The organism is Chromobacterium subtsugae, from assembly GCF_035919665.1.
Lineage (GTDB): Bacteria > Pseudomonadota > Gammaproteobacteria > Burkholderiales > Chromobacteriaceae > Chromobacterium > Chromobacterium subtsugae.
The window spans coordinates 4365271-4388166 of sequence record NZ_CP142381.1; the positions used below are offsets into that span (position 1 = coordinate 4365271).

Annotated in this window: 24 protein-coding genes and 1 tRNA gene; 5 read left to right on the forward strand and 20 right to left on the reverse strand. The window is 65.9% G+C overall.

Annotated elements, in window-relative coordinates; all coding sequences use genetic code 11:
• Positions 1-42: 42 nt before the first annotated feature.
• From U6115_RS20790 to U6115_RS20800, 3 genes are all read right to left on the reverse strand, one after another.
• Positions 43-966 (reverse strand): sensor domain-containing diguanylate cyclase, encoded by a 924-nt coding sequence (locus U6115_RS20790; RefSeq protein WP_043579317.1) that lies wholly within the window; start codon positions 964-966, stop codon positions 43-45.
• 98 nt (positions 967-1064) lie between these two features.
• Positions 1065-1739: a hypothetical protein gene (locus U6115_RS20795; RefSeq protein WP_043579319.1), complete on the reverse strand. Its 675-nt coding sequence runs from the start codon at positions 1737-1739 to the stop codon at positions 1065-1067.
• Positions 1740-1752: 13 nt separating this feature from the next.
• Positions 1753-2382 (reverse strand): LysE family translocator, encoded by a 630-nt coding sequence (locus U6115_RS20800; protein ID WP_043579321.1) that lies wholly within the window; start codon positions 2380-2382, stop codon positions 1753-1755.
• A 136-nt stretch (positions 2383-2518) separates the two neighbouring features.
• Here U6115_RS20800 and U6115_RS20805 point away from each other — a divergent pair, with 136 nt between their 5' ends.
• Positions 2519-3073, forward strand: coding sequence for a GNAT family N-acetyltransferase (locus U6115_RS20805; RefSeq protein ID WP_043579323.1), 555 nt, complete (start codon positions 2519-2521; stop codon positions 3071-3073).
• Positions 3074-3133: 60 nt separating this feature from the next.
• Here U6115_RS20805 and U6115_RS20810 read toward each other — a convergent pair whose 3' ends face one another.
• The gene (locus tag U6115_RS20810) at positions 3134-3925 is read right to left on the reverse strand and encodes a ferredoxin--NADP reductase (protein WP_043579325.1); all 792 of its coding nucleotides are present in this window, start codon (positions 3923-3925) and stop codon (positions 3134-3136) included.
• A gap of 30 nt (positions 3926-3955) precedes the next feature.
• A complete protein-coding gene (locus tag U6115_RS20815) occupies positions 3956-4360 on the reverse strand; it encodes an NUDIX domain-containing protein (protein ID WP_052258311.1) in 405 nt (134 codons plus the stop codon).
• An 82-nt stretch (positions 4361-4442) separates the two neighbouring features.
• Between U6115_RS20815 and U6115_RS20820 the strand changes: the two genes are divergently transcribed.
• On the forward strand, positions 4443-5378 hold the full coding sequence (locus U6115_RS20820) for an isoaspartyl peptidase/L-asparaginase family protein (protein ID WP_043579330.1): 936 nt from the start codon (positions 4443-4445) through the stop codon (positions 5376-5378).
• On the opposite strand, the gene U6115_RS20825 is transcribed toward U6115_RS20820, so the two are convergent.
• The gene (locus U6115_RS20825; protein WP_043579331.1) at positions 5375-6430 is read right to left on the reverse strand and encodes an NAD(P)H-dependent flavin oxidoreductase; all 1056 of its coding nucleotides are present in this window, start codon (positions 6428-6430) and stop codon (positions 5375-5377) included. The genes U6115_RS20820 and U6115_RS20825 overlap by 4 nt on opposite strands.
• Positions 6431-6501: 71 nt before the next feature.
• A complete protein-coding gene (locus tag U6115_RS20830) occupies positions 6502-7647 on the reverse strand; it encodes a trans-sulfuration enzyme family protein (protein WP_043579333.1) in 1146 nt (381 codons plus the stop codon).
• 232 nt (positions 7648-7879) lie between these two features.
• Here U6115_RS20830 and U6115_RS20835 point away from each other — a divergent pair, with 232 nt between their 5' ends.
• Entirely contained in the window at positions 7880-9634 is a 1755-nt protein-coding gene (locus U6115_RS20835) for an AMP-dependent synthetase/ligase (RefSeq protein WP_043579338.1), read from the forward strand.
• 65 nt (positions 9635-9699) lie between these two features.
• Here U6115_RS20835 and U6115_RS20840 read toward each other — a convergent pair whose 3' ends face one another.
• From U6115_RS20840 to U6115_RS20890, 11 genes are all read right to left on the reverse strand, one after another.
• Positions 9700-10362 carry an amino acid ABC transporter permease gene (locus U6115_RS20840; RefSeq protein WP_043579340.1) on the reverse strand — a complete coding sequence of 221 codons (663 nt, stop codon included), beginning with the start codon at positions 10360-10362 and terminating at the stop codon, positions 9700-9702.
• Between the two features lie 72 nt (positions 10363-10434).
• A complete protein-coding gene (locus tag U6115_RS20845) occupies positions 10435-11220 on the reverse strand; it encodes a transporter substrate-binding domain-containing protein (RefSeq protein ID WP_043579342.1) in 786 nt (261 codons plus the stop codon).
• 147 nt (positions 11221-11367) lie between these two features.
• A complete protein-coding gene (locus U6115_RS20850) occupies positions 11368-12204 on the reverse strand; it encodes a GumC domain-containing protein (RefSeq protein WP_146008421.1) in 837 nt (278 codons plus the stop codon).
• A 251-nt stretch (positions 12205-12455) separates the two neighbouring features.
• Positions 12456-13547: a redox-regulated ATPase YchF gene (ychF, locus tag U6115_RS20855; protein ID WP_043579349.1), complete on the reverse strand. Its 1092-nt coding sequence runs from the start codon at positions 13545-13547 to the stop codon at positions 12456-12458.
• Between the two features lie 70 nt (positions 13548-13617).
• Complete coding sequence (pth, locus tag U6115_RS20860) at positions 13618-14199, reverse strand: aminoacyl-tRNA hydrolase (protein ID WP_043579351.1); 582 nt, start codon at positions 14197-14199, stop codon at positions 13618-13620.
• A 91-nt stretch (positions 14200-14290) separates the two neighbouring features.
• Positions 14291-14578, reverse strand: coding sequence for a 50S ribosomal protein L25 (gene rplY / locus U6115_RS20865; RefSeq protein WP_043579352.1), 288 nt, complete (start codon positions 14576-14578; stop codon positions 14291-14293).
• Positions 14579-14637: 59 nt separating this feature from the next.
• On the reverse strand, positions 14638-15621 hold the full coding sequence (locus tag U6115_RS20870) for a ribose-phosphate pyrophosphokinase (RefSeq protein ID WP_043579354.1): 984 nt from the start codon (positions 15619-15621) through the stop codon (positions 14638-14640).
• A 90-nt stretch (positions 15622-15711) separates the two neighbouring features.
• Positions 15712-15786 (reverse strand) — tRNA-Gln (locus tag U6115_RS20875).
• A gap of 6 nt (positions 15787-15792) precedes the next feature.
• Complete coding sequence (gene ispE, locus U6115_RS20880) at positions 15793-16647, reverse strand: 4-(cytidine 5'-diphospho)-2-C-methyl-D-erythritol kinase (protein ID WP_043579356.1); 855 nt, start codon at positions 16645-16647, stop codon at positions 15793-15795.
• A 42-nt stretch (positions 16648-16689) separates the two neighbouring features.
• Positions 16690-17232 (reverse strand): lipoprotein insertase outer membrane protein LolB, encoded by a 543-nt coding sequence (lolB, locus tag U6115_RS20885; RefSeq protein WP_172670367.1) that lies wholly within the window; start codon positions 17230-17232, stop codon positions 16690-16692.
• The gene (locus U6115_RS20890; RefSeq protein WP_047236614.1) at positions 17229-18986 is read right to left on the reverse strand and encodes a tetratricopeptide repeat protein; all 1758 of its coding nucleotides are present in this window, start codon (positions 18984-18986) and stop codon (positions 17229-17231) included. Before U6115_RS20890 ends, lolB begins: the two co-directional genes overlap by 4 nt.
• A gap of 89 nt (positions 18987-19075) precedes the next feature.
• On the opposite strand from U6115_RS20890, the gene mutM reads away from it, so the two are divergent.
• Both mutM and U6115_RS20900 read left to right on the forward strand, forming a co-directional pair.
• Positions 19076-19891 (forward strand): bifunctional DNA-formamidopyrimidine glycosylase/DNA-(apurinic or apyrimidinic site) lyase, encoded by an 816-nt coding sequence (gene mutM / locus U6115_RS20895; protein WP_047258355.1) that lies wholly within the window; start codon positions 19076-19078, stop codon positions 19889-19891.
• Positions 19892-19932: 41 nt separating this feature from the next.
• Positions 19933-20751 carry a lysophospholipid acyltransferase family protein gene (locus tag U6115_RS20900; protein WP_043573319.1) on the forward strand — a complete coding sequence of 273 codons (819 nt, stop codon included), beginning with the start codon at positions 19933-19935 and terminating at the stop codon, positions 20749-20751.
• Position 20752: 1 nt separating this feature from the next.
• Here U6115_RS20900 and U6115_RS20905 read toward each other — a convergent pair whose 3' ends face one another.
• Positions 20753-21910, reverse strand: a complete 1158-nt coding sequence (locus tag U6115_RS20905) for an SGNH/GDSL hydrolase family protein (RefSeq protein ID WP_052257948.1) — start codon at positions 21908-21910, stop codon at positions 20753-20755.
• A complete protein-coding gene (locus U6115_RS20910; protein WP_043573316.1) occupies positions 21907-22893 on the reverse strand; it encodes an SGNH/GDSL hydrolase family protein in 987 nt (328 codons plus the stop codon). The genes U6115_RS20905 and U6115_RS20910 overlap by 4 nt, the downstream gene beginning before the upstream one ends.
• Between the last annotated feature and the right edge of the window lie 3 nt (positions 22894-22896).

Consider the following 22896-nt stretch of genomic DNA (forward strand, 5'->3'; position numbering starts at 1 on the left):
AAACGACCAAGGCGGGAGCGATCCCGCCTTTTTTCATGCCCGCTACAGCCGCACGCGCCAGGTGTTGCGGCCGCCGGCCTTGGCCTGGTACAGCGCCTCGTCGGCCCTGGCCAGCGCCGCCATCAGGTCGTCGCCGCCGCGCAGCAGGGTCATGCCGGCCGAACAGGTATAGGTAAAGGCCGGCGCCTCGGCCAACGGCCGCGAGGCCTGCACCTCGATCAAGATCGCCTGCAGCAGCGCCTCCGCCTGCTCCAGGCCGCTGCCCGGGGCCAGCAGCAGAAACTCCTCGCCGCCCAGCCTGCCCAGGCTGTCGTGCGGCTTCAGCAGCGGCTGCAGCCGGTGCGCGAAATCGCGCAGCACCGCGTCGCCGGCCAGATGGCCCTGCACGTCGTTGATCAATTTGAAATGGTCCAGGTCCAGGATGGCAATGGCTGCCGCTTGGCAGGCGCCATGGCCAAACTGCGCCAGCATGCCTTCCAGTTGCTGCAGGATGTGGCCGCGGTTGCCCAGGCCGGTCAAAGGGTCGGTCAGCGCCGCGCGCTGCGCCAGGTCGCGCGCCTGCCTCAGCTCACGCTCGCCGACGCGCAGGTCGGTGATATCGCTGCCGACGCACAGCATCCAGCCGCCCGGCTGGGTGGTTTCGGTCATCCAGATCCAGCGGCCGTCGGCCAGGTCGGTCTCGAAGGCGCGAAACGGCAGCTTGGCGCGCCGCGATTTCGCCGAAGCGAGCCAAGCTTCGAAGTCCCGGGTCTGGATCAAGGTGCCGCGGCCGTTGCGGTAATTGCGCCGCATCAGCTCCACCCAGCAAATGCGCTCGTCCGGCGCCACATCCAGCGCGGCGCAGAAGGCCGGATTGGCGTAACGCAGGCCATCGCGTTCGTCGAACAGGGCGATCAGCAACGGGCTGTCCAGCTGCAACGACAGCAGGCGGGCGGCGATGTCTTGGTCTTCATCGGCAGGCTTCATACACTGGCATCCGGCAATACCCGGGCCGGCGCGGCGCGGCCCGCCGCCGCCCGTTGCGGACGGCGCTCATAAGCCATGGTAGCGCAAAACCGCGGCGGCTAACGGCGCGCGCCGGCGCGCAAGCGCTGGATGATGAAGTAGGTCCACGCCAGCGTCGCGGCGCCGATCAGCAGCAGCACCGCGGCTGCGACGAATGTCCCTCCCAGCAACAGCAGCAGCGCCGCCAGCGTCAATATCAGGCCAAGCAGGCCCAGCAACGCCGCAGCCAGCCATCCCAGCGCCGCCGGCAGCGGCGTCTGCGCCGACTTCGACTGCTGCCCTATCCGTTTGCGCGTGTCGCGATACGCCTCAATCGTCGGCAGCCGTCCCAGCAGCACGGCCAGCGCGCCCGGCAACAGGGCCAGGACCAGCAGCAGCGCCTTGACGCCGTAAGCGCCGTTGCCGGACAAGCCTTGCAGCAGCAAACCGCCGAACAGCCCGTACAGGAACAAACCCCAGGCCAGGGTGCTCAACGGCCGCCGCCAGCGCATCGCGTCCGGCCGCCGCGTCGCCAAGGGCAGCAGCAAGAGCAGCGCGGCGATCAGCAAGGCCGCCTCCAGCATATAGCTGGCCCAGCCATGCAGATGCACGCCAGGCCCATGTTTGCCGGGCACGTAGAAATCGCGCTGCCAGCAGCTGAAACCGGCGTAGCCAGCCGTGGCGGCGGCCAGCAATGCCCGCTTCGCCTTGTCCTGCGGCGTCAGCGCCGGCTCGCGCCGTTCGACTTCTTCCATATCGCCCCCAAGCTCAACGCTGGCCGGCCGCCAGCAAGCGCAGCGCCAGCCCGCCGAACACCGTCGCCAGCAGGTATTGCGGCCAGCGCCCCGCGCCCTGGCCCGACAAGGCCCTGCCCATCCTGCTGCTGGCGACGATCACCAGCGCGTTGACGACAAAACCCACCGCGTTCAGCACCGTGGCCAACAGCATGATCTGCAGCGCCACCGGGCCGGCCTGCGGCTGCACGAACTGCGGAAACAGCGCCAGCACGAACAGCGCCATCTTGGGATTGAGCAAATTGGTGGTCAGCCCCTGCAGCGCGATGCGCGCCAGCGGCCGGCCGGGTTCGGCGGAGCCGGCCGCGCGCAGCACGCTCTTGCTTTTCAAGGTGGTCCAGGCCAGGTACAGCAAATAGGCGGCGCCGGCGATGCGCACCGCGTCATAGGCCATCGGCACCAGCACGAACAGCTGGGCCAGGCCCAGCGCCGCCAACAGGGCGTGGCAATAGGTGCCGAGCTGAATGCCGAACAGCGTGGCGAAGCCGGCGCGCAGCCCCTGGCCGGCGCTGCGGCTGGCGATCAGCAGCATGTCGGGGCCTGGCGTGGCGGCCAACGCGAGACAGGCGAGGGAGAATAGCAGCAGGGTGGACAAGGTGGGCATGGGCGAGGCTCCGCAATCGGTCACGAAGGCATTCATCATACCGACATCGTCAGGAGTCGAACAACCGTGAGCATACGGTTTGAAACGCATCGCCATTTCCGGTATAGCTATTTGTCCTAACCAGATGGAGCCCACGATGGACTTTCCCACGCTTCGCACCGAACGCCTGACGCTGCGCGAGATCACGCAGCGCGACGCGCCCGCGCTGCTGGCCATCCACGGCGACGCCGATGCGATGCGCTGGTACGGCACCGACCCGATTTCCAGCCTGGAGCAAGCGCGCGCGATGGTGGAGACATTCGCCGGCTGGAGAAGCTTGCCCGCGCCCGGCGTGCGCTGGGGACTGGCGCGCCGGGAGGATGACGCGCTGATCGGCAGCCTCGGCCTGTTCAAATGGAACCGGGGCTGGCGCAGCTGCACGCTGGGCTACGAACTGGCGCGCGCCTGCCAAGGGCAGGGCCTGATGGGCGAGGCGCTGCGCGCCGCGCTGGCCTGGGGCTTCGAGCATATGGAGCTGAACCGGATCGAGGCTCAGGTGCACCCCGACAACCAGGCCTCGCTCACGCTGCTGGAACGGCTGGATTTCAAGGTGGAAGGCCGCGCGCGCCAGGCCGGCTTCTGGCTGGGCCGCCATCAGGACTTGATCACACACTCGCTGTTGCGAGAGGACAGCGCGCTGGCCACCGCGTAACGGCGACGAGCGATCACGATTCGCTTGGCTGGCGGCGTCCCGCCGCGGAGCGTTGCCAGCCTACCAGCCGTTTTCCAGCACGATGTGGCCCGGCGCGTTCTGCCGGGTCATCCGGTAGCCCATTTTCATCAACTGGCGGTGGGTGTCCTCCACCATCTGCGGATTGCCGCACAGCATGAAGCGGCTATGCTCCAGCGACATCTCCACCCCGGCCCGCCGCGCCAGCCGGCCGTCGGCCAGCAATTGCGGGTAGCGGGCGTCCAGCATGTCCGCCGGCGCGTCCCGGGTCACCACCGGCAGGTAGTGCAGCTTGTGGCCGTGCTCGCGCCACAGCGGGTGCTCGCGCAGTTCGGCGATTTCGCGCTGGAACGACAACTCCGCGGCATCGCGCACGCAGTGCGACAGGATGATGCGCTCGAAACGCTGCCAGGCGTCCGGCTGGCGCAATATCGACAGATAGGGCGCGATGCCGGTGCCGGTGGCCAGCAGCCACAGGTCGCGGCCGGCCGGCAGCCTGTCCTCCTGGAAGAAGCCGAGCGCCTTCTTGTCCAGCATCACCTGGCCGCCGGGCGCGAGCTTGGCCAGCAAGGGGCTGAACTGGCCGGCCTCCACCACGATGGAGTAGAACTCCAGATGCTCGTCGTACACCGCCGAACACATCGAATACGCGCGCCACACCTGGCCGCCGTTCGCCAGCGGCAGGCCGAGCCGGGCGAACTGGCCGGCCGCGAAGCGGAAGCCGGCCGGCCGCGTCAGGCGGAAGCTGATCAGCTTGTCGGTCCAGCGCCGCATGTCGAGTATGGTTTCGGTGGTGTATTTTTGTTGGATCTCGGCTTCCAGTTCGGCATTCATCTCAGGGCGACCATTAGTTGAGTGATTTACTCAACAATTATGCGCCGCCGGCTCCTGTCTGCCAAGCCAGTCCGCCAGCTGCGGATGCAGCTCGTCCGCCGCCAGCGCCGTCAAGGCCGCCAGCGGCAAGGGCAGCAGCGCCGCCACCTCCGGGCCGAGACGCCAGCGCGCCGGCAGCGGCGCGTCGAACAATTCGCAGACTTCTCCGTCCAGCTTCATCCGCCCCAAAGGCCTGAGCGGCAGGTCCGCGATGCCCAGTTCCTCCTCCAATTCGCGGGCCGCGGCCGCCGCCGGCGTCTCGCCAGCCTCGATGCCGCCTCCGGCGGCGAAATCCAGCCGCCCCGGATGGCTGTCGTCGTCCCAGGCGCGGCGCTGCCACCAGCATTGGCTATCGTCGCGCAGGAAAATCAGTACACTGGTGGCTGCAACATCCATCTTGTCTCCATGCTGTCGCGCAAAGCGTCACATCCTGCCAGGCGGATGTCATGCAGACAACCACCCGACAAGGAAGCCAGCCATGCCCATCGCCATCGCCCTGCACGGCGGCGCAGGAACCCTGCGCCGCAGCGAAATGGACGCCGCCGCCGAACAAGCTTACCGCGCCGGCCTAGCCCGCGCGCTGGAGGCCGGCCATGCGGTATTGCGCGCCGGCGGCAGCGCGCTCGACGCGGTGTGCGCCAGCGTCTGCGCGCTGGAGGACGATCCGCTGTTCAACGCCGGCCGCGGCTCGGTGTACACGCTGGACGGCAAGCAGGAAATGGAGGCTGCGGTGATGGACGGCAGCCGCCAGGATGCCGGCAGCGTCACCGGCCTTGGCTGCGTGCAAAACCCGGTGCTGCTGGCGCGCGCGGTGATGGAGCGCAGCCCCCATGTGACGCTGGGCTTCGCCGCCGCCGAAGACTTCGCCCGCCGGGAAGGTTTGGACATGCGGCCGCCGGAATACTTCCACACCGACAAGCGCTGGCAAGCGCTGCTGCTGGAGAAAGAGCGGCTGGCCAGCGGCGGCAAGGACGAGGACATTCCCGAAGACCGCAAACACGGCACGGTGGGCGCGGTGGCGCTGGATGACCAGGGCCGCCTGGCCGCCGCCACCTCCACCGGCGGCCGCACCGCCAAGTGGCCGGGCCGCATCGGCGACACGCCGGTGATAGGCGCCGGCACCTGGGCCGACGGCGACTGCGCGGTATCGGCCACCGGCCATGGCGAATACTTCGTCCGCGCCGCCGCCGGCCATGAAATCTCGGCCCGGATCCGCTATCTGGGGGAAACGCTGGAACAAGCCTGCGCCGCGGTGGTGCAAGACGACCTGCCGCGGCTGGGCGGCACCGGCGGGGTAGTGGCGGTGGACAAGAACGGCCGGGTGGCGCTGCCCTTCAATTGCGAAGGCATGTACCGCGCCGCCATCGACGGCCAGGGCCGCGCCACGCTGGCCATCTACCGCGGGGAAGGCTAGCGGTAAGCCGCCTGCCATTCGGCCAGCAGCTGGGCGACCAATTCCGCCGCCGGCAGCTCGCGCGCCAGGGCCACGCCTTCGCCGGCCCACAGCGACATCAGGTCCCGGCGCCCGGCCTGGACCGCGGCGGCGCGCAGCGGGCCGGTCAGCGCGTTGGTCACCGGATAGGCCGGCAACTGGTCCTGCGACTTGGCCATCTCTTCCATGTAGCGGTTGTCCAGCCCGCGCGCCATCCGGCCGGAAAAAGCGCGCGTCAGCCGGGTCGCCCCGCTCTGCGCCGCCGCCAGCGCCTGCTTCCACGGCGCGGAAATGCCGGACTCCGGGCAACGCAGAAAAGCCGTGCCCAGCAAGCAGGCTTGCGCGCCGTGGCGCATCGCGCCGGCGATGTCCTTGCCGTTCATGATGCCGCCGGCGGCCAGCACCGGCACCGGCAGGTTTTGCGCCAGCTCGTACACCAGCGACAACATAGGCCGCAGCGACTGCTCCTGCGGCCCGATGAAGGTGCCGCGGTGGCCGCCCGCCTCGCGCCCTTGCGCGCACACCGCGTCCGCGCCCAGCTGCGCCCAGGCCAGCCCTTCGGCCAGGTTGGTGGCGGTGCCTATCACCTGGATGCCGGCTTGCTTCAACGCCTGCATCCGCGCGGCGTCCAGAATGTCGAAAGTGAAGCTGGCGAAAGCCGGCCGCAACGCCAGCAGCGCGTCGAACTGGCGATCGAACGGCTGGCAGAAACTGGCCGGAACCGATGGCGGCGCCAACCCCAGCTCCGCATGCCACGGCGCCAGCAGCTTCAGCGCCGGCTCCAGCTCGGCCACCGCCGGCGCCGGAGGGGCCTGAACGAACAGATTGATGCCGAACGGCCGGTCGGTCAGGGCGCGGATGCGCGCCGTCTCCTCGCCGATCTGCTCCGGCGACAGCATGGCGCCGGCCAGAAAGCCCAGGCCGCCGGCGCCGGACACCGTCGCCACCAATTGCGGCGTGGTCGCGCCGCCCGCCATCGGCGCCTGTATCACCGGCAGCTTGAGCTGCGACTTCTGCCAGAATGCTGAAGACATCACGCTCTCCTTGTCGCCGGCACCGCGCCGGCCTGTGGTGTCGGATGTGCCGCCAATCCCGCTGGCCGGGCTCAGTCGCGCAGCGCCTGTTCCAGGTCGGCCAGCAGGTCGTCTATGTCCTCGATGCCTATCGACAGGCGCAAGCCGCCCTCGACGATGCCCAGCGCGGCCTTGTTGTCGGCCGGCATGCTGCCGTGCGACATGGTATAGCTGTGGTTGATCAGCGACTCCACTCCGCCCAGCGACTCCGCCAGCACGAACAGCCGCAGCCGGCTGGCGAAGCGGCTGGCGGCCTCGCGGCTGTCGTCGCGCAGGCGGATGCTGATGATGCCGCCGAAACGCTTCATCTGCGTCTTGGCCAGCTCATGGCCCGGGTGGCCGGGCAAGCCCGGATAGAACACCTGGGCGATCCGCTCCTGGCCGCACAGCCAGGCAGCCACTTTTTCCGCATTGTCGCAGTGTCTCTCCATCCGCAAGGCCAGCGTCTTGATGCCGCGCAAGGTCAGGAAGCAGTCCTGCGGCCCCGGCACCGCGCCGGCGGCGTTCTGCACGAAGCGGATATCGTGGTAGAGCTTGTCGTCGCTGACCGCCACCAGCCCCAGCAGCACGTCGGAATGGCCGGCCAGATACTTGGTGGCCGAATGCACGACGATGTCGGCGCCGAGCGACAGCGGCTGCTGCAGGTAAGGCGTGGCGAAGGTATTGTCCACCGCCACCTTGACATCATGGCGATGGGCGATGGCCGACAAGGCCGCGATGTCGACCATGCCCAGCAGCGGATTGGTCGGCGACTCCAGCCACAGCAGGCGCGTCTGCGCAGTGATGGCGGCCTCCAGTTCGGCCGGCTCGCGCAGGTCGGCGAAGGTCACCTTGACGCCAGCCGGCGCCAGCAGCCGCGTCAGCAGCCGGTAGGCGCCGCCGTAGAGGTCGGCCACCGCCACCACCTCGTCGCCCGGTTTCAGGCAGGCCCGCAACACCGCGTCTATCGCCGCCATGCCGCTGGAGAAAGCCAGGCCGTGCTTGGCGTCCTCCAGGCTGGCCAGGCAGCTCTCCAGCGCGCTGCGGGTGGGGTTGCCGCTGCGGGCGTAGACATAAGGCATGCTCTCGCCGATGTGCTCATACGCAAACGCCGATGTCTGGTACAGCGGAGGCATGACCGCCCGGTTGTGATCGGCGCTGTGGTAGCCGACATGGATGGCGCGGGTCGCGAATTTCACAAAAACTCCTCAAAATCATCAACTTGGGCAAATTGCCCGACAATCGAACGCAAACGGCCGGCAAAGCATGCATTTGCCATGACCATTTCATCACAAAGCTAAAACTTCAACGCAATTGCGAACAAATATCAGCAAATTGCTATGATCTTCGCCAAGCCTGCACGGATTTTTACTTTACACCGACGCGCTTTAGGGCTATTTTGCTGCGTTTCGCATTAAAACTAACGTTTGCATGAAGACAAAACGCGTTTTCGACATCCTGTATCACCAGTTGGCCACCCATCCCCGCCAGGATTGCCTGGCCGCCAAATCCGGCAAGGCATGGCGGCAACTGTCCACCACCGAGGTACGGGACACGGTCAACCGCGTCAGTCTGGGCTTGCTTGAGCTGGGCATAGGCCCCGGCGACAAGGTGGCCATCGCAGCCGACAACAGCATCGAATGGGTGCTGGCGGACCTGGCGCTGCAGCAAGTGGGCGCCGTCAGCGTGCCGCTGTATCCCACCATCACCCTCGATGATGCACGCTATATCCTGTCTCATGCCGAGGTCAAGCTGGCTTTTGCCGGCAGTGCTGCATTGCAACGAAAACTGCACGAGGCATTGGGCAAGCTCGCTTGCCCCATTTACGGCCTGGCCGATATCGACGGCGTGCCCTCCTGGCGCGAAATCCGCGATCTGGGCCGCATCGAGCGCATGGCCGAACTGGAAGCGCTGCGCGACGGCATCCGCGCCGACGATGTCTACACCATTATCTATACCTCCGGCACCACTGGCCGTTCCAAAGGCGTGATGCTGTCGCACCGCAATGTGGTCAGCACCGTCACCGCCACCGCCGAATTCACCGGCCTGCCCCATGGCAGTTGCCGCGCGTTGAGCTTCCTGCCGCTGTCGCACATCTTCGAGCGAGCAGGCGTCTACTACTATCTGTACAGCGGCACCGGCATCTACTTCTCCAGCGTGGAGTGCCTGTCGTCGGCGATGGCCGACGTCAAGCCGCACACCTTCAGCGCCGTGCCGCGCGTGCTGGAGAAGGTGCATGAAAAGCTGGTGGCCAAGGCCCGCGACCTGTCCGGCGCCAAGCGCCGCATCTACCTGTGGGCGGTCGCTCGCGCCGAGAATTTCAATCCCAACCGCAAGCTGTCGCCGCTGGAGGCGATCAAGCACGCGCTGGCCGACAAGCTGGTGTACAGCAAATGGCGCGCGGCGATGGGCGGCCAGCTGATCTCGATCAACGTCGGCTCCGCCGCGCTGCAGCCACGGCTGGCGCGGATGTTCTGGGCCGCCGGCGTGGCCGTGGCCGAGGGCTACGGCATGACCGAGAGCTCGCCGGTGATTTCCGCCAATCCGTTCAACGCCCGCGGCGTGCGCATCGGCAGCGTCGGCCTGCCGCTGCCCGGCGTGGAAGTGCGCCTGGCCGACGACGGCGAAATCCTGGTGCGCGGCGACAACGTGATGGTCGGCTATTACAAGGAAGCGCAGCTGAGCGCGGAAGCGCTGCAGGATGGCTGGCTGCACACCGGCGACATCGGCGTGCTGGAAAACGGCTACCTGCGCATCACCGACCGCAAGAAGGAAATGTTCAAGACCAGCAACGGCAAATACATCGCGCCGCAAGCGCTGGAGAACAAGCTGAAGGAATCAGCCTTCATCGACCAGATCATGGTGGTGGGCGACGGCCAGAAATACGCGGCCGCGCTGATCGTGCCGCTGTACGAAAAGCTGAAGGAATGGTGCAGCGAACACGGCATCGCCTACACCACCGACAGCGAGATGCGCAGCCACCCCAAGATCGTCGATCTGATAGACCGCGAGGTGAAACGTTTCAACCGCTACTTCGGCAGCTGGGAGCACATCAAGAAGTTCGCGCTGGTCGACAAGCCCTGGTGCGTGGACGCCGGCGAGCTGGCGCCGACGCTGAAGCTGCGCCGCAAGGTCATCGCCGAGCGCTGCCGCGCGCTGATCGACAATCTGTACGTGCACGCCTGAGCCCGCCGCCAGATGTGACAAAGCCCCGCCGATGCGGGGCTTTTTTCTTGCCGCGCGAACCAGGATCAGCGCCGGTGCGCCAACTCCAGCCTGTCCTCCACCCGGCGCTGGATGCGCTCGAAAGCGGCGCTCAGCAGCCAGTAGATGGCGGCGGCGGCCAGGTACAGCGGCAAGGGCTGAAAGGTCTGGGCGATCACCTCTTTGGTCGCCAGCATCAGCTCGGTGACTGTGATAACCGACACCAGCGAGGTATCCTTGATCAGCGAGATCAGGCTGTTGGACAGGCTGGGCACCGACAAGCGCAGCGCCTGCGGCGCGATGATGTGGCGCATGGTCTGCCACCACGACAGGCCCAGCGAGAACGCGGCGTCCCACTGCCCCTTGGCAACGCCGGCGATGCCGCCGCGCAGGCTTTCCGACAGGTAGGCGGCGACGTTCAACGTCAGCGCCAGCACCCCGGCCGGCACCGGATCCAATTCCAGCCCCACGCCCGGCAGGCCGTAGTAGATGACGAAAATCTGCACCAACAGCGGCGTGCCGCGCATCGCGCTGACGTAGAACGCGGCCAGCTGCGACAGCAGCGGCAGTTTCGCCACCCGCACCATCGCCACCGCAAAGCCCAAGGCCAGCCCCAGCACCATCGCCACCAAGGCGAAGGCCAGCGTGTAGCCCGCGCCCTTCAGCAGCACCGGCAACGCCGACTCGAACAGCGTCATCCAATCGCTCATGCCATCCCTTCCCTGAAAATACTACGCCCCCGCTGCGGCAGGGGCGTCTTCCCATCCTGATTCCAATACAGATTACTTCTTGGCCGCCGCCGGCGCCTTGGATACGTCGATGCCGAACCACTTGACCGAAATCTTCTTGAAGGTGCCGTCGGCCTTCATGCCGGACAGCGCCTGGTCGATGGCCGCCTTGAACTGCGGATTGCCCTTGGCGAATGGAATCGCCATCGTCGCCACCTCGCCGACCGGCGCGCCCGCCTTCAACGGCAGCTTGGCCTGCTTGATGGCGAATGGGATCAGCAGGCTGTCGTTCAGCGCCGCGTCCAGGCGGCCGGTGGCCAGGTCCTGCAGGTATTCCGGCGCGCCCGGGTAGGTTTTCACTTCCACGCCGGCCGCGGCCTTGGCCATGTCGGCGTAGTTGCTGCCCTGGCCGACACCCAGCTTCTTGCCCTTCAGGTCGGCCAGGCCCTTGAAGGCGCGGCTTTCATTCTTGCGCACGATCAGCTGCGCGCTGGAATAGGTGTAAGGCTGGCTGAAGTCGAACACCGCCTTGCGCTGCTCGGTCACGCCCACCTGGTTGACCACGATATCGAACTTGCCGCTTTGCAGGCCGGCCAAGAGGCCGCTCCACTCCGCGGTGGTGAACTCCGGCTTCACCTTCATCCGGCGCGCGATCTCGCTGGCGATCTCGACATCGAAGCCGGTCAGCTGTTGCTTGGCGTCCTTGAAGTTGAACGGCGGGTAGGTTCCCTCCAGCGCGATCTTCAGCGTGCCGCGCTGCTTCACCGCATCCAGCAGATCCGCCGCCAGCGCCTGGCAGCTCAGCCCCGCCAGCAGCAATACCGTCATCAGCTTGCGCATATCAATATAACCCAAAAGAATTTAGAATTGAAAAAATATTGGATGCAAGAATATCAGTAATTCGTGATATCAGACAAGCCTAAATGCGCGACGGTCCGCGCGGCGCCAACCGCGCGGACCGTCGCGACGACACGTCCCCAAACCAGCCTACGCGCCGGCTCTTCTGCTGAAACTCCTGCCGCGGTGCTGCAGCGCGATGACGGCCAATGCGACAAGCAGCAAACCGGCCATGCCGGACAACAGGACAATGATGATCCGTTTCGGCGCCGACTTTTCCAGCGGCGGCGCCGCGGGCAACACCACCTGCACATCCTGCGACGCCACCACCCGGGCAACCTGAAGCTGCTGCTGCAGCTCGCGGATCAGCGCCCGATTGAAGTAAAGATTGCGCAGGGCCAGCATCTGCCCGCTCGGCAACTGCCGTATCACGCGGTTGCTTCCCTCCAGCTCCTTGCGCATTTGCAGGATCGCGCTGCCCAGATTGCTGGACTGGCCGCCCTCCAGCTGCCCTTCCAGTCCTGCGAACCCGCTGATGATGCCGACTGTGGCCATGTCCAGCGACGCTTCGCCGCCCGGCACCCTGGCCGCCACTTCCGCTTCGGCCTGCTTCAGTTGCGCCCGCGCCGCAGCCAGCTTCTCCTGCAGCACATACTGCTTCCGGCCTTGCTCGGTAATATGCGCGTCCAGTATCTGCTGCCTGCTGATCTCCGCCAGGCCGTTGGCCAATTGCGCCGCCAATTCCGGGCTGGCATCGGTCACCGAGACCTCGAGCAGCCCTTCCTTGGTCGGGGAGAGCTTCAGCCGGCTGTTCACCAACTCCAGCTTGGCTTCCCGCGGCGAAGCCGACTGATAATGATCGACCAAAGCAAACTTATCCACCATCCGCTGCAGCACGCCATCGCTCTGCAACACGCTGGCGCCCCCTTGGGCGCCGATCGGCGCGGCGATCGTCAGCAAGGTTCTGGCGGTATACAGATTGGGCATTGCCAGACTCGCGGCCAAGCCCGACAACGCGGACAAACAAAAACCGGCCAGCAAAACTCGCCAATTGCGCGAACCGAACTGGCCGATTTTCAACAAGGCAATTTCGTTTTCTTCACGTTCCACCAGATGATCACCCGCAACGATTCAAACATGTAGTCAAACAAAAGAATGAACGGCGATGGACAGCTGTCGCCCACGGCAGAGCATATAACAAAAGTGGCGGCTCATCGCCACCACTTTTATCTGCCGCTTTAGACGTTGAACAGGAAGTTCATCACGTCGCCATCCTGAACGACGTAGTCCTTGCCCTCGGCCCGCATCTTGCCGGCCTCCTTGGCCTTGGCTTCGCCGCCCAGCGCGATGAAGTCGGCGTAGGCGATGGTTTGCGCGCGAATGAAGCCGCGTTCGAAGTCGGTGTGAATCACGCCGGCCGCCTGCGGTGCGGTATCCCCCACATGGATGGTCCAGGCGCGCACTTCCTTCACCCCGGCGGTGAAGTAGGTCTGCAGGCCCAGCAGCTTGTAGCCGGCGCGAATCAGGCGGTCCAGTCCCGGCTCTTCCAGGCCCAGCGTCTCCAGGAATTCGGCTTTGTCGGCGTCGTCCAGCTCGGCGATTTCGGACTCGATGGCCGCGCACAGCGCCACCACCGGCGCGCCTTCGCTGTCGGCCAGCGCTTGCACCCGCTCCAGCAGCGGATTGCCGCTGAAGCCGTCTTCGGCCACATTGGCGACATACATCGCCGGCTTGATGGTGAGCAGGCACAGCGGCTTGATCAGCGTCTTTTCCTCATCGGACAGATCCAGCGAGCGCGCCGGCTTGCCCTGGTCCAGATGCGGCGCCAGCTTTTCCAGCACCTCGATCAGCGCGCGCGCGTCCTTGTCGCCGGACTTGGCCTTCTTGCCTTCGCGCTGCATCGCCTTTTCCACCGCGGACAGGTCGGCCAGCGCCAGCTCGGTCAGGATGGTTTCAATATCGGCGATCGGATCGACCTTGCCGGCGACGTGGACGATATTGTCGTCCTCGAAGCAGCGCACCACGTTGACAATGGCGTCAGTCTCGCGAATGTTGGCCAGGAACTGGTTGCCCAGGCCCTCGCCCTTGGAGGCGCCCGCCACCAGGCCGGCGATATCGACGAATTCGACGATGGCCGGCTGGATCTTCTGCGGATTGATGATCTTGGCCAGTTCAGCCAGGCGCTGGTCCGGCACTTCCACGATGCCGACATTGGGCTCGATGGTGCAGAACGGGTAGTTGGCGGCTTCGATGCCGGCCTTGGTCAGCGCATTGAACAGGGTGGACTTGCCGACATTGGGCAAACCGACGATACCGCATTTCAGACTCATGTCCGCTTCCTTGAATTTCTAAACAGTCAATCCATTATGGCGGCGGCCGCGCGGGCCGCCCGCCCTGATTTCACTTGGCCTCGGTATGCAGGGCCTTCATCGCCTCGGCCATTTTGCCGGCGATCGCGCGCGGCAATTCGCGCAACGATGCCAGGATGGCCTCGTCCAGCGCCTGCTGCTCTTCGCCGCGCGGCTTCTTCAGCACGAAGTTGGCCACTTCGTTGCGGTCGCCGGGATGGCCGATGCCCAGGCGCAGGCGCCAGAATGCCGGCGAGCTCAGACGAGCGGCGATGTCCTTCAGGCCGTTATGGCCGCCATGGCCGCCGCCCTGCTTGAAGCGGGCGGTGCCGGGCTGCAGGTCCAGTTCGTCGTGCACCACCAGGATCTGGTCCGGCAGGATCTTGTAAAACTGCGCCAGCGCCAGCACGGCCTGGCCCGACAGATTCATATAGGTCATCGGCTTCAGCAGCCAGACGTCCTGGCCGTTGATGTCCACCCTGGCGACGTCGCCATGGAATTTGCCTTCGCTGCGCCAGTTGCCCTTGAACTGCCAGCATAATTCGTCCACCAGCCAGAAACCGGCGTTGTGGCGCGTTTTTTCGTATTCGGGGCCCGGGTTGCCCAGGCCGACAATCAGGCGAATGCCGGACATATCGTCATTCCAAATTAAAAAGCCCGCTGCCCGCCACTTGGGCGCACAACGGGCTCTTCACCGTTACCGCCAGGCGGCACGGCAGCAGGGATCACACACGAGTGAAGTCGATGTGCATGACTTGCTGTTTGTACGGGTGCATCTGGAATGCAGCCACTTTGACTTGCTCTTTCTGACCGTCGATGACCAGATCCAGCACGGAGGCGTGGAAGGCTTCGTTCTTCAGAGCGTAGTACATGGTGTTGTGATCCAGCACCAGGGAAACGGCTTCTTTGCCGGCGCCGTAAACCACGGCCGGCACTTGGCCAGCGTGACGCAGGCGGCGGCTCGCACCCGTACCCAGATCAACACGCTTGCTAGCAATCAGTTCAAAAGACATTGTAAAACTCCAGTTTCAGTTAGAAGCACCCGGCCCGCCGCGACCAGCAGGCCAGATGTTTACGGCAGGCAGGCGCCCGTCGCAACCAGTTCCTCATTGAAGAGGTAGGACACCGATTCTTCGTTGTTGATCCTGCGCAGCGTCTCCGCCAGCAGGCCGGCGATCGAAGCCACCCGGATGTTCGGGCAGGCCTTGGCCGCGGCGGTCAACGGGATGGTGTCGGTCACCACCACCATATCGATGTCGGAATTCTTGATGCGGTCCACCGCCTGACCGGAGAAGATCGGGTGGGTCGCATAGGCCAGCACGCGTTGGGCGCCGCGCTCTTTCAGCGCGGAAGCCGCCTTGCACAGCGTGTTGGCGGTGTCGATCATGTCGTCGACGATCAGGCAGGTGCGGCCGGACACGTCGCCGATGATGTTCATCACCTCGGCCACATTGGCCTTGGGGCGACGCTTGTCGATGATCGCCAGATCAGTGTTCAGCGCCTTGGCCACCGCGCGGGCGCGCACCACGCCGCCGACGTCGGGGCTCACCACGATCAGATCGTCGAAGCGCTGGGCGCGGATGTCCTTCAACAGTACCGGCGTCGCGTAGACGTTGTCCACCGGGATGTCGAAAAAGCCCTGGATCTGGTCGGCGTGCAGATCGACGGTCAGCACGCGGTCGATGCCGGCGCTGGTCAGCATATTGGCCACCAGCTTGGCGGAAATCGGCACCCGTGCGGAACGCGGACGACGGTCCTGGCGGGCATAGCCGAAATAGGGAATCGCTGCGGTGATACGACCGGCGGAAGCGCGCTTGAGCGCGTCGGCCATGGTCAGGATTTCCATCAGGTTGTCATTGGTCGGCGCACAGGTGGACTGCAGGATGAAAACGTCGCGGCCGCGCACGTTTTCCAGCAACTCAACCGCCACTTCGCCATCGCTGAACTTGCCGACGTCGGCGCGCCCCAACGAGATATCCAAATGTTTGACTACGTTTTGAGCAAGTTCCGGATTAGCCGTACCGGTAAATACCATCAAACTGTCGTATGCCGCCATGATTCGCTTTGCCTTAGCTGGATAAAGAAAAAGCGTGTAAGGGACTCTTACACGCTTTTTTCATGCTCTCTCTTCATAAGGAGAAAGTCCTGGCTGGGGAGGTAGGGATCGAACCTACGAATGCCGGAATCAAAATCCGGTGCCTTACCACTTGGCGACTCCCCAGTAACTTTATTCAGCGCTGTCGAACAGGGGGTGGACATCGAGTCCTTGCGCTACAAATCCCTGATACTTTTCCGACAACACCCGGTAAACTTTATCGGCTTCGTCTTTCGACTTGAATTCCATGAACACGCAGGCTCCGGAACCAGTCATCAGCGGCGAACCATATTTTCTCAGCTCGCTCAGTACTTCATTCACCGCTGGAAACATGCCTGAAACAACGTTTTGCAGATCGTTTCGTCGCTGCTGCGTTGTTTCGAGGATTCGCATTATGCCGTCGACCCCTACCTCTGTCAACATGCTCTGCGAAAAATTGCGGAATATCGCCGCGGTCGGCACATGAACCTGTGGGTGAATTACCAAATACCAGGCCGGCTGCAAGGCGATCGGCGCCAAAACCTCGCCGACGCCGGTGGCCAGCGCGCTGCGGCCGAAGATGAAAACCGGCACGTCGGCGCCAAGCTGCAGGCTCAGCGCCTGCAGCCGCTCGCGCGGCCAACCCAGCCCCCACAACCGGTTCAGCGCGATCAGCACCGTAGCGGCGTCGGAACTGCCGCCGCCCAAGCCGCCACCCATCGGAATGCGCTTGTCCAGGCGGATGCTGGCGCCCAGCGCGCAGCCGCTCTCGCGCTGCAGCAGCCGCGCGGCGCGGACGGTCAGATCCTGCTCAGCCGGCACGCCGTCGGTGGGCGTCAGCAATTCGATCATGCCGTCGCCGCGCGCGGCGATCTCCAGCGTATCGCCGAAATCGATGAAACGGAACACCGTCTCCAGCAGGTGGTAGCCATCGGCGCGCTTGCCGACCACGTGCAGCAGCAGATTGAGTTTGGCCGGCGCCGGGAACGATTGAAACTGGAACGACATGATCTGAATGATTACCTTTGCAATGCGGAATCGCGCGGCCGGCTAGCGCCAGCTTTGCACCACGACCTTCACTGTCAGCCCTTCGCGCTGCATTTCCACCCGCTTGGGATGGTCGGCCTCGACATCGGCGTCGCGGATGAAGCGGATATGCCAACCCTGCTGCTGTAGATTGCCGTCGGCATCGACGCTGCTGTCGACCCCGGGAGCCGGCAGGCCGCGTATCCACCACACCAGGTTGGACAGCGGCAGCGGCCAGCCCATCACCTGCTGGGTCAGGCTTTCAACATCGTCGGCCTGCCAGCTCTTGCCATCGGCCAGCAGCGTGACGCCGCCCGGCTCCCGCAGCACCTTGGCCACGGTGTTGCCTAGCGGCGAATTGATCGCCACCTCGTCGCGCGGCGGCTCATGCCGCCAATCGAAGTTGGCGACATGGCCCTTGCCGTCCAGATTGGCCGACAGCCTGCCGCTGACATTGAAAGGCTGATCCGCCGCCGCGGCAGGCGACTGCGGCGGCCGAAACAGCGCCTCGTTGGCGCAGCCGGCCAGCAGCAGCGCCAGCAGCAAGGCCAGGCACCTCGCCATCATAGCTTGACGCCCAGGCGCTGCACGGTTTCGGTCAGCACTTCATGGCCGGGATGCGCCGCCAGCTCCTTGTTCCACAGCGCGCGCGCCTCGTCCTGGCGGCCCAGCCGCCACAGCACCTCGCCCAGGTGGGCGGCCACTTCCGGGTCCGGCATCGCCTGGTAGGCCTTGTCCAGATTCTTGCGGGCGGCTTCCAGCCGGCCCAGCTTGAATTGCACCCAGCCCATGCTGTCCAGGATCACCGGATTGTCCGGCTCCGCCTTCAGCGCCTTTTCGATATAGCCGTAAGCTTCCTTGTAGCGGGTGGTGCGGTTGGCCAGCGTGTAGCCCAGCGCGTTGAGCGCCTGGGTGTCGTTCGGCTTGTCCTTCAGCACCAAGCGCAGATCGCGCTCGGCGTTGCCGGCATTGCCCAGCAGGTCGGACACCAGCGAGCGCTCGTACAGCAGCTCGCCCGACTTGGGATGGCTCTGCAAGGCCTTGGTCAGCAATTCGTAAGCCTTGCGCGGCTGCTTGGCGTCGCGCGCCAGCTGCGACTGCAGCAGCGCCAACGACACCCGCTCCTGCTCGGTGCCGCCCAGCTGGCCCAGCCGGCTCAAGGCCTGGTCCAGCTGTCCTTCGCCCGCTTCCAGCAGCGCCAGCCGCGACTGCGCCGGCAGGTATTGCTGGCCCTGCCCGACCTGGCGGTACCAACCCTCGGCGCGCGCCGCGTCGTGATCGTCTTCGGCGATCTGGCCCAGCGTGTAGCGGACAAAATCCTGGTCCGGGTATTGCTGCGCCAGCGCGCGCTGCAGCCGCTGATCCGCCACCTTCAGGTCGCGCATCTGGTAGGCCAGTAGGCCGGTCGCATACAGCAGGTCCGGATTGTCGGGATGGGTTTTCAGCAGCGCCTCGAAAGCCACCCGCGCCTCGACGAAGCGCTTGGCGCCGACCAGCAGGCGCGGATAGGCCGCCTGCAGCTCCAGGCCGGCGTCCGGGCGGCGCGCCAATTCGCGCCGCAGGAAGTCGGCCGCGCCCGGGATGTCCTGGCGGCGCAGCCGATCCACCTGCCAGGCCACCGGCAGATCCCATTTCGGCGCGATCTGCGCCAGGCGGTCGAACTCGCGGTCCACCGCCTTTTGATCGTTATTATCCGCCGCCGCGGCCAGCACCGCGAAGCGCGCCTCGGGCAGGTCGGGATAGCGGCTGGCCAGGTCGGCCACCAGCTTGTAGGACTCGGCCGAACCGCCGTCCTGGCGGGCGCTCAGCCTGGCCAGCTGCACGAAGATGGCCGGCGCGCGCGCCGGTTCCCTTTGCAGCAGGTCCTCGATCAGCGGCTTGCTTTCGGCCAGCTTGCCGCCGCGCATCAGCGTAATGAACAGCTGCTCGCGCGCCGGCAGCGAATCCGGATCCAGCTGGATCCACAGCGACAAGGCCTCCGCGGCTTCCTTCAATTGGCCGGACAGCAGGCAGAATTCGGCGGCGCGCTGCGCCATCCGCGGATCGCGGGTCTGGCGCGCCAGGTCCAGATAGGTCAGGCCGGCGGAGCCGGCGCCGCCGCGGCGGGCGGCGACCTCGCCGGCCAGCACGCCGTAAAGGATCTCGGGCGTCAGTTCCTGCTTGGGCAGCTTGGCCTCGTCGGCCTTGGCGGAGGCATCGCCGTCGGCGTTGTCCTGCGCGGCGGCGACAGGCTGGGGCAGCGGCGGCTTGACGCTGGCGCAAGCCGGCAGCAGCAGCGCCAGCAGCAACGGGAGAGTTCGTTTCAGCGGTTTCATTCGCATGGAGTAAGTTGCCTGCTCAAAGCCTGTTGAACGCGTAGAATAGCATGTCCGGTTTTCATCTTTACACCATTTGCGAGCCACGCTTCCCGATGCCAGAACTGCCAGAAGTCGAAACCACCCGCCGCGGCGTGCAATCCCATCTTGAGGGCCGCGCCCTGCGCGGCGCCATAGTGCGCAACGGCAGCCTGCGCTGGCCGGTGCCGCCGGACCTGTCCGCGCGCCTCGCCGGAGAAACCGTGCGGGCGGTCAGCCGCCGCGCCAAATACCTGCTGCTGGAGTGCGACAGCGGCACCTTGCTGATCCACCTGGGCATGTCCGGCAGTCTGCGCATCCTGGCGGCGGACACCCCGGCGCAAAAACATGACCACATCGACCTGCTGTTGGACGGGCAGTTGCTGCGCTACCGCGACCCGCGCCGCTTCGGCGCGGTGCTGTGGCACATCGGCCCGATAGAAACGCATCCGCTGCTGCAAGCGCTGGGGCCGGAGCCGCTGTCCGCCGATTTCGACGGCGCCACCCTCCACCAGGCCATCGGCAAGCGCGGCAGCCCGATCAAGCTGGCGCTGATGGACAACCATGTGGTGGTGGGCGTCGGCAATATCTACGCCAACGAATCGCTGTTCTACGCCGGCATCGCCCCAACCCGCCCGGCCTCCAGCCTCAGCCGCGAAGAATGCGAGCGGCTGGCGGCCGAAATCAAGGCGGTGCTGGCCCGCGCCATCGAGGCTGGCGGCAGCACGCTGCGCGACTTCGTCGACAGCGAAGGCAAGCCCGGCTACTTCCAGCAAAGCTATATGGTGTACAACCGCCAGGAGGAGCCCTGCCGCCAGTGCGGCACGCCGATCCGGCAAATTCGCCAGGGACAGCGCAGCACTTACTATTGCCCACTGTGCCAGCCATGTTAGAGTGGCGGGCTGTCATCTCTCAGACATGAAATCTTAAAATCTTGAAGTCACCCGCCACAACCTCGTTTCCAACCCGCTGCGGCCGCGTATTGCGCCTGCTGAGCCACTTGGCCGTCGGCGTGCTCATCGTCGCCACCCGCTACTCCCGCCTGGCCCAGGCCGAGCGCGCGGTGGTCACCCGCCGCTGGGCGCAGCAGGCGTTGAAGATCCTGGGCGTCAGCATCAAGGTGCAGGGCGTCAATCCGGGCTTTTATCCGCCCAACACCCTGCTGGTGGCCAATCACGTGTCCTGGCTGGACATCGCGGCGCTCAACAGCTGCACGGTGTCGCGCTTCGTCGCCAAGCGCGAGATCCGCAGCTGGCCGCTGATAGGCTGGCTGGCCTATGTCGCCGGCACCCTGTTCATCGATCGCAGCAACCGCCGCGACGCCAGTCGCGTCAACCAGATCCTGGCCGACGCGATGAGCAACGGCGGCTGCATGGCGGTGTTCCCGGAGTCCACCACCTCGGACGGCAGCAGCCTGCTGCCGTTCAAGGCCTCGCTGTTCGAAGCCGCGCTGCTGTCCGGCGGCACGGTGCAGCCGGTGTCGCTGCGCTACCAGCGGCCAGACGGCAGCCTGCTGCTGGAGGCGGCCTATATCGGCCAGATTTCGCTGTTCCAGAGCATAGGCAAGGTGCTGAGCGTGCCGCAGATCGAAGTGGAGATTTGCTACGGCCAGGCGCTGCGCGCCGGCGACGCCGGCCTCGACAACCGCTTCCTGCTGGCCGAACAGGCCCGGCGCGAAGTGGCCCGCGGCCTGCGCATCAGCCTGGAAGACGCGCCGCAGGCCGCCGCGCCGGCGGAAACCAGCCGGGCCTGAGTCAGCGCCCCAGGCGCTGCATCAGGTTCAGGTAAAGGTCGTCAGCCAGGCGGGTGTAGCCCGGCGCGGTGAAGTGCACCAGATCGGGCCGGCCCAGCTGGTGCTGCTGCCACAGCCGCATGCTGCACGGCCCGCCCATCGCCTGCTCCCAATCCCAATACAACAGATGATTGTCGCGCGCCAACTGGCGCTGCGTCTGCTGCACCGCTGCCAGCATCAGCGGACGCTTGGGCCCCGCGCATTCCTGACTGACCGCCCCGCCCTTGCGGCGCGCGGAGTCAGGCGCGCCCAGCAGCAGAATGGCAGCCTGCGGCAGCTGCGCTCGCACCAGGCCGATGGCGCCCTGCAAGGTGGTGCGGTATTCGTCCAGGTCCAATTTGGCGTCGAAAGCCTCGTTGGTGCCGTAGGCCAGGATCACCAGGTCGGCGTCGCGCGCTGCCATCTGCCGGCCCCATATTCCGCCCCAGCGCCGCCATAGCGCCAGTTCGGCGCCATTGCTGCCTACGCTGTCCAGCACCACTCCCGGCGCCAGCTTTTCCAGTTCGAACCCGCCCAGTTCCGGCGCCGGCAGGCTGTCCGCCCGCAGCGTGAACGGCAGCTTCAGCTTCATTTCCACCCGCTGCCAGCCGGCGCCGGCGGCGGCCTGGATGCGCCGCGGCCCATTGCCGTCGTCCACAGTCAGCGATGCCGCGTCGCTTGCCTGGCGCAGCCAGACCCGCACCCGCCACAAGCTATTGTCCGCGGCGCGGGCCTGCACGCTCACCAGCGCGCCCGGACGCTGCGCCGCGCCGATGTAGCCGCCCAGCGGAAAGTCGGGGTCGTCGTCGCGGCGGCTGTTACGCAGGCTCCAGCCCTCGCTGCGCACCAGCCCCAGCGCGTTGCGCTGGCCCGGCACGTTGAGCGGCGGCAGCCAGCCTATGCCGGCGTCGCCGAAACGGGCTTGCAGCCGCGCGCGCAACTCGCCGCTGAGGTAGTCGGCGGCGGTATGCGAATCGCCGAACTGGATGATGCGCACTGGCTGCTGCGCATCAGCCTGCAAGCTCAGGCGCGCCGCCAGCCGGCTCAGGTTGGGTTCGCCGAAATCCTGCACCGGCGCGGCCTGGGCCTGGCCCGCCAGCGCGCCGGCCAGCAGCCAGCCCGCAATGAATTTAGCTGTCATTCAAACCTCAATTCCGCCAGGACGCGGCGCGCCAGCAGCAGCTGGCCTTGCCGGGTGAAATGCACGCCGTCGGCGGTGCGCACCGCCACCTCGCCCTGGTCGGGCAATGTCATGAATTTGTTGAAACTGTCGTCGCGGCTGCCCAGCACCTCGCGGGTGGCGATGAAGCGCTGGCCGGCGGCCGCGGCTTCCTCGCGGTACAAGCGGTTCAAGTAGTGCGCGCCGTCGTTCAGCTTGTCCCGGCCCATATTGGGCAGGCCCAGCCACAACACCTTGATCTTGCGTTTATTCGCGCTCGCGTAAATGCTGCGGATGCGCTCGCGGTAGCGCTGCTCCCACTCCGGCGAGGCGAAGCGGATGTAATGGCTGCCGCCTACCATGTCCCAAGTATCATTGGCGCCGATGAACATCACCAGCAGCTGTACTTTGGGATTGGCCGTCAATTGCCGCTCTATGGTAGCCGGCCAGTTGAAGAAGTCCGGATAGGTGAGGCCGGTGCTCTGCTTGCTGACGTCTATCGCCTTCACCTGGTGCTGGCGGAACAGCGGCGGCAGCAAATGCAGCGCCACCCCCTGCATCATGGAATCGCCGGCCAGCAACACCGGCAGGCCCGGCTGCAACGCCAGCCGGGGATCCAGCGCCTTGGCGGCGGCGGCCGGCGCCGAAGCCTGCGGCGGCTTCTTGGCGGCAGCGGCAACCGGCGCCGGCGTCTGGGCCAGGCAGCAGGCGTTCAAGCGCTCCACCATCCGGCGGTCCCACATGCCCACCTGTTGCTGCAAAGCCACGCTTTGCTGGCGCAGGCCGCCGCCCAATTCGCCGCCCTCGCGCCACGGCGACAGTTCCTCCAGCTTCTCCAGCAGGCTGGGACTATGGAAAGTCTGCCGCCAATAAGCATTGATGGCGGCCTGCTCCACCCAGAACAGCAGCAGCATGGAGCTGAGCAGGATGACGAGGATGCGGCGGTGCGGATAGGCGGCTAGCATGGC

Coding starts and splice junctions, on each gene's coding strand:
- U6115_RS20790 (WP_043579317.1), bottom strand. CDS start 966: ATGAAGCCTGCCGATGAAGACCAAGACATCGCCGCCCGCCTGCTGTCG.
- U6115_RS20795 (WP_043579319.1), bottom strand. CDS start 1,739: ATGGAAGAAGTCGAACGGCGCGAGCCGGCGCTGACGCCGCAGGACAAG.
- U6115_RS20800 (WP_043579321.1), bottom strand. CDS start 2,382: ATGCCCACCTTGTCCACCCTGCTGCTATTCTCCCTCGCCTGTCTCGCG.
- U6115_RS20805 (WP_043579323.1), top strand. CDS start 2,519: ATGGACTTTCCCACGCTTCGCACCGAACGCCTGACGCTGCGCGAGATC.
- U6115_RS20810 (WP_043579325.1), bottom strand. CDS start 3,925: ATGAATGCCGAACTGGAAGCCGAGATCCAACAAAAATACACCACCGAA.
- U6115_RS20815 (WP_052258311.1), bottom strand. CDS start 4,360: ATGGATGTTGCAGCCACCAGTGTACTGATTTTCCTGCGCGACGATAGC.
- U6115_RS20820 (WP_043579330.1), top strand. CDS start 4,443: ATGCCCATCGCCATCGCCCTGCACGGCGGCGCAGGAACCCTGCGCCGC.
- U6115_RS20825 (WP_043579331.1), bottom strand. CDS start 6,430: ATGTCTTCAGCATTCTGGCAGAAGTCGCAGCTCAAGCTGCCGGTGATA.
- U6115_RS20835 (WP_043579338.1), top strand. CDS start 7,880: ATGAAGACAAAACGCGTTTTCGACATCCTGTATCACCAGTTGGCCACC.
- U6115_RS20840 (WP_043579340.1), bottom strand. CDS start 10,362: ATGAGCGATTGGATGACGCTGTTCGAGTCGGCGTTGCCGGTGCTGCTG.
- U6115_RS20845 (WP_043579342.1), bottom strand. CDS start 11,220: ATGCGCAAGCTGATGACGGTATTGCTGCTGGCGGGGCTGAGCTGCCAG.
- U6115_RS20850 (WP_146008421.1), bottom strand. CDS start 12,204: ATGCCCAATCTGTATACCGCCAGAACCTTGCTGACGATCGCCGCGCCG.
- ychF (WP_043579349.1), bottom strand. CDS start 13,547: ATGAGTCTGAAATGCGGTATCGTCGGTTTGCCCAATGTCGGCAAGTCC.
- pth (WP_043579351.1), bottom strand. CDS start 14,199: ATGTCCGGCATTCGCCTGATTGTCGGCCTGGGCAACCCGGGCCCCGAA.
- rplY (WP_043579352.1), bottom strand. CDS start 14,578: ATGTCTTTTGAACTGATTGCTAGCAAGCGTGTTGATCTGGGTACGGGT.
- U6115_RS20870 (WP_043579354.1), bottom strand. CDS start 15,621: ATGGCGGCATACGACAGTTTGATGGTATTTACCGGTACGGCTAATCCG.
- ispE (WP_043579356.1), bottom strand. CDS start 16,647: ATGTCGTTCCAGTTTCAATCGTTCCCGGCGCCGGCCAAACTCAATCTG.
- lolB (WP_172670367.1), bottom strand. CDS start 17,232: ATGATGGCGAGGTGCCTGGCCTTGCTGCTGGCGCTGCTGCTGGCCGGC.
- U6115_RS20890 (WP_047236614.1), bottom strand. CDS start 18,986: ATGCGAATGAAACCGCTGAAACGAACTCTCCCGTTGCTGCTGGCGCTG.
- mutM (WP_047258355.1), top strand. CDS start 19,076: ATGCCAGAACTGCCAGAAGTCGAAACCACCCGCCGCGGCGTGCAATCC.
- U6115_RS20905 (WP_052257948.1), bottom strand. CDS start 21,910: ATGACAGCTAAATTCATTGCGGGCTGGCTGCTGGCCGGCGCGCTGGCG.
- U6115_RS20910 (WP_043573316.1), bottom strand. CDS start 22,893: ATGCTAGCCGCCTATCCGCACCGCCGCATCCTCGTCATCCTGCTCAGC.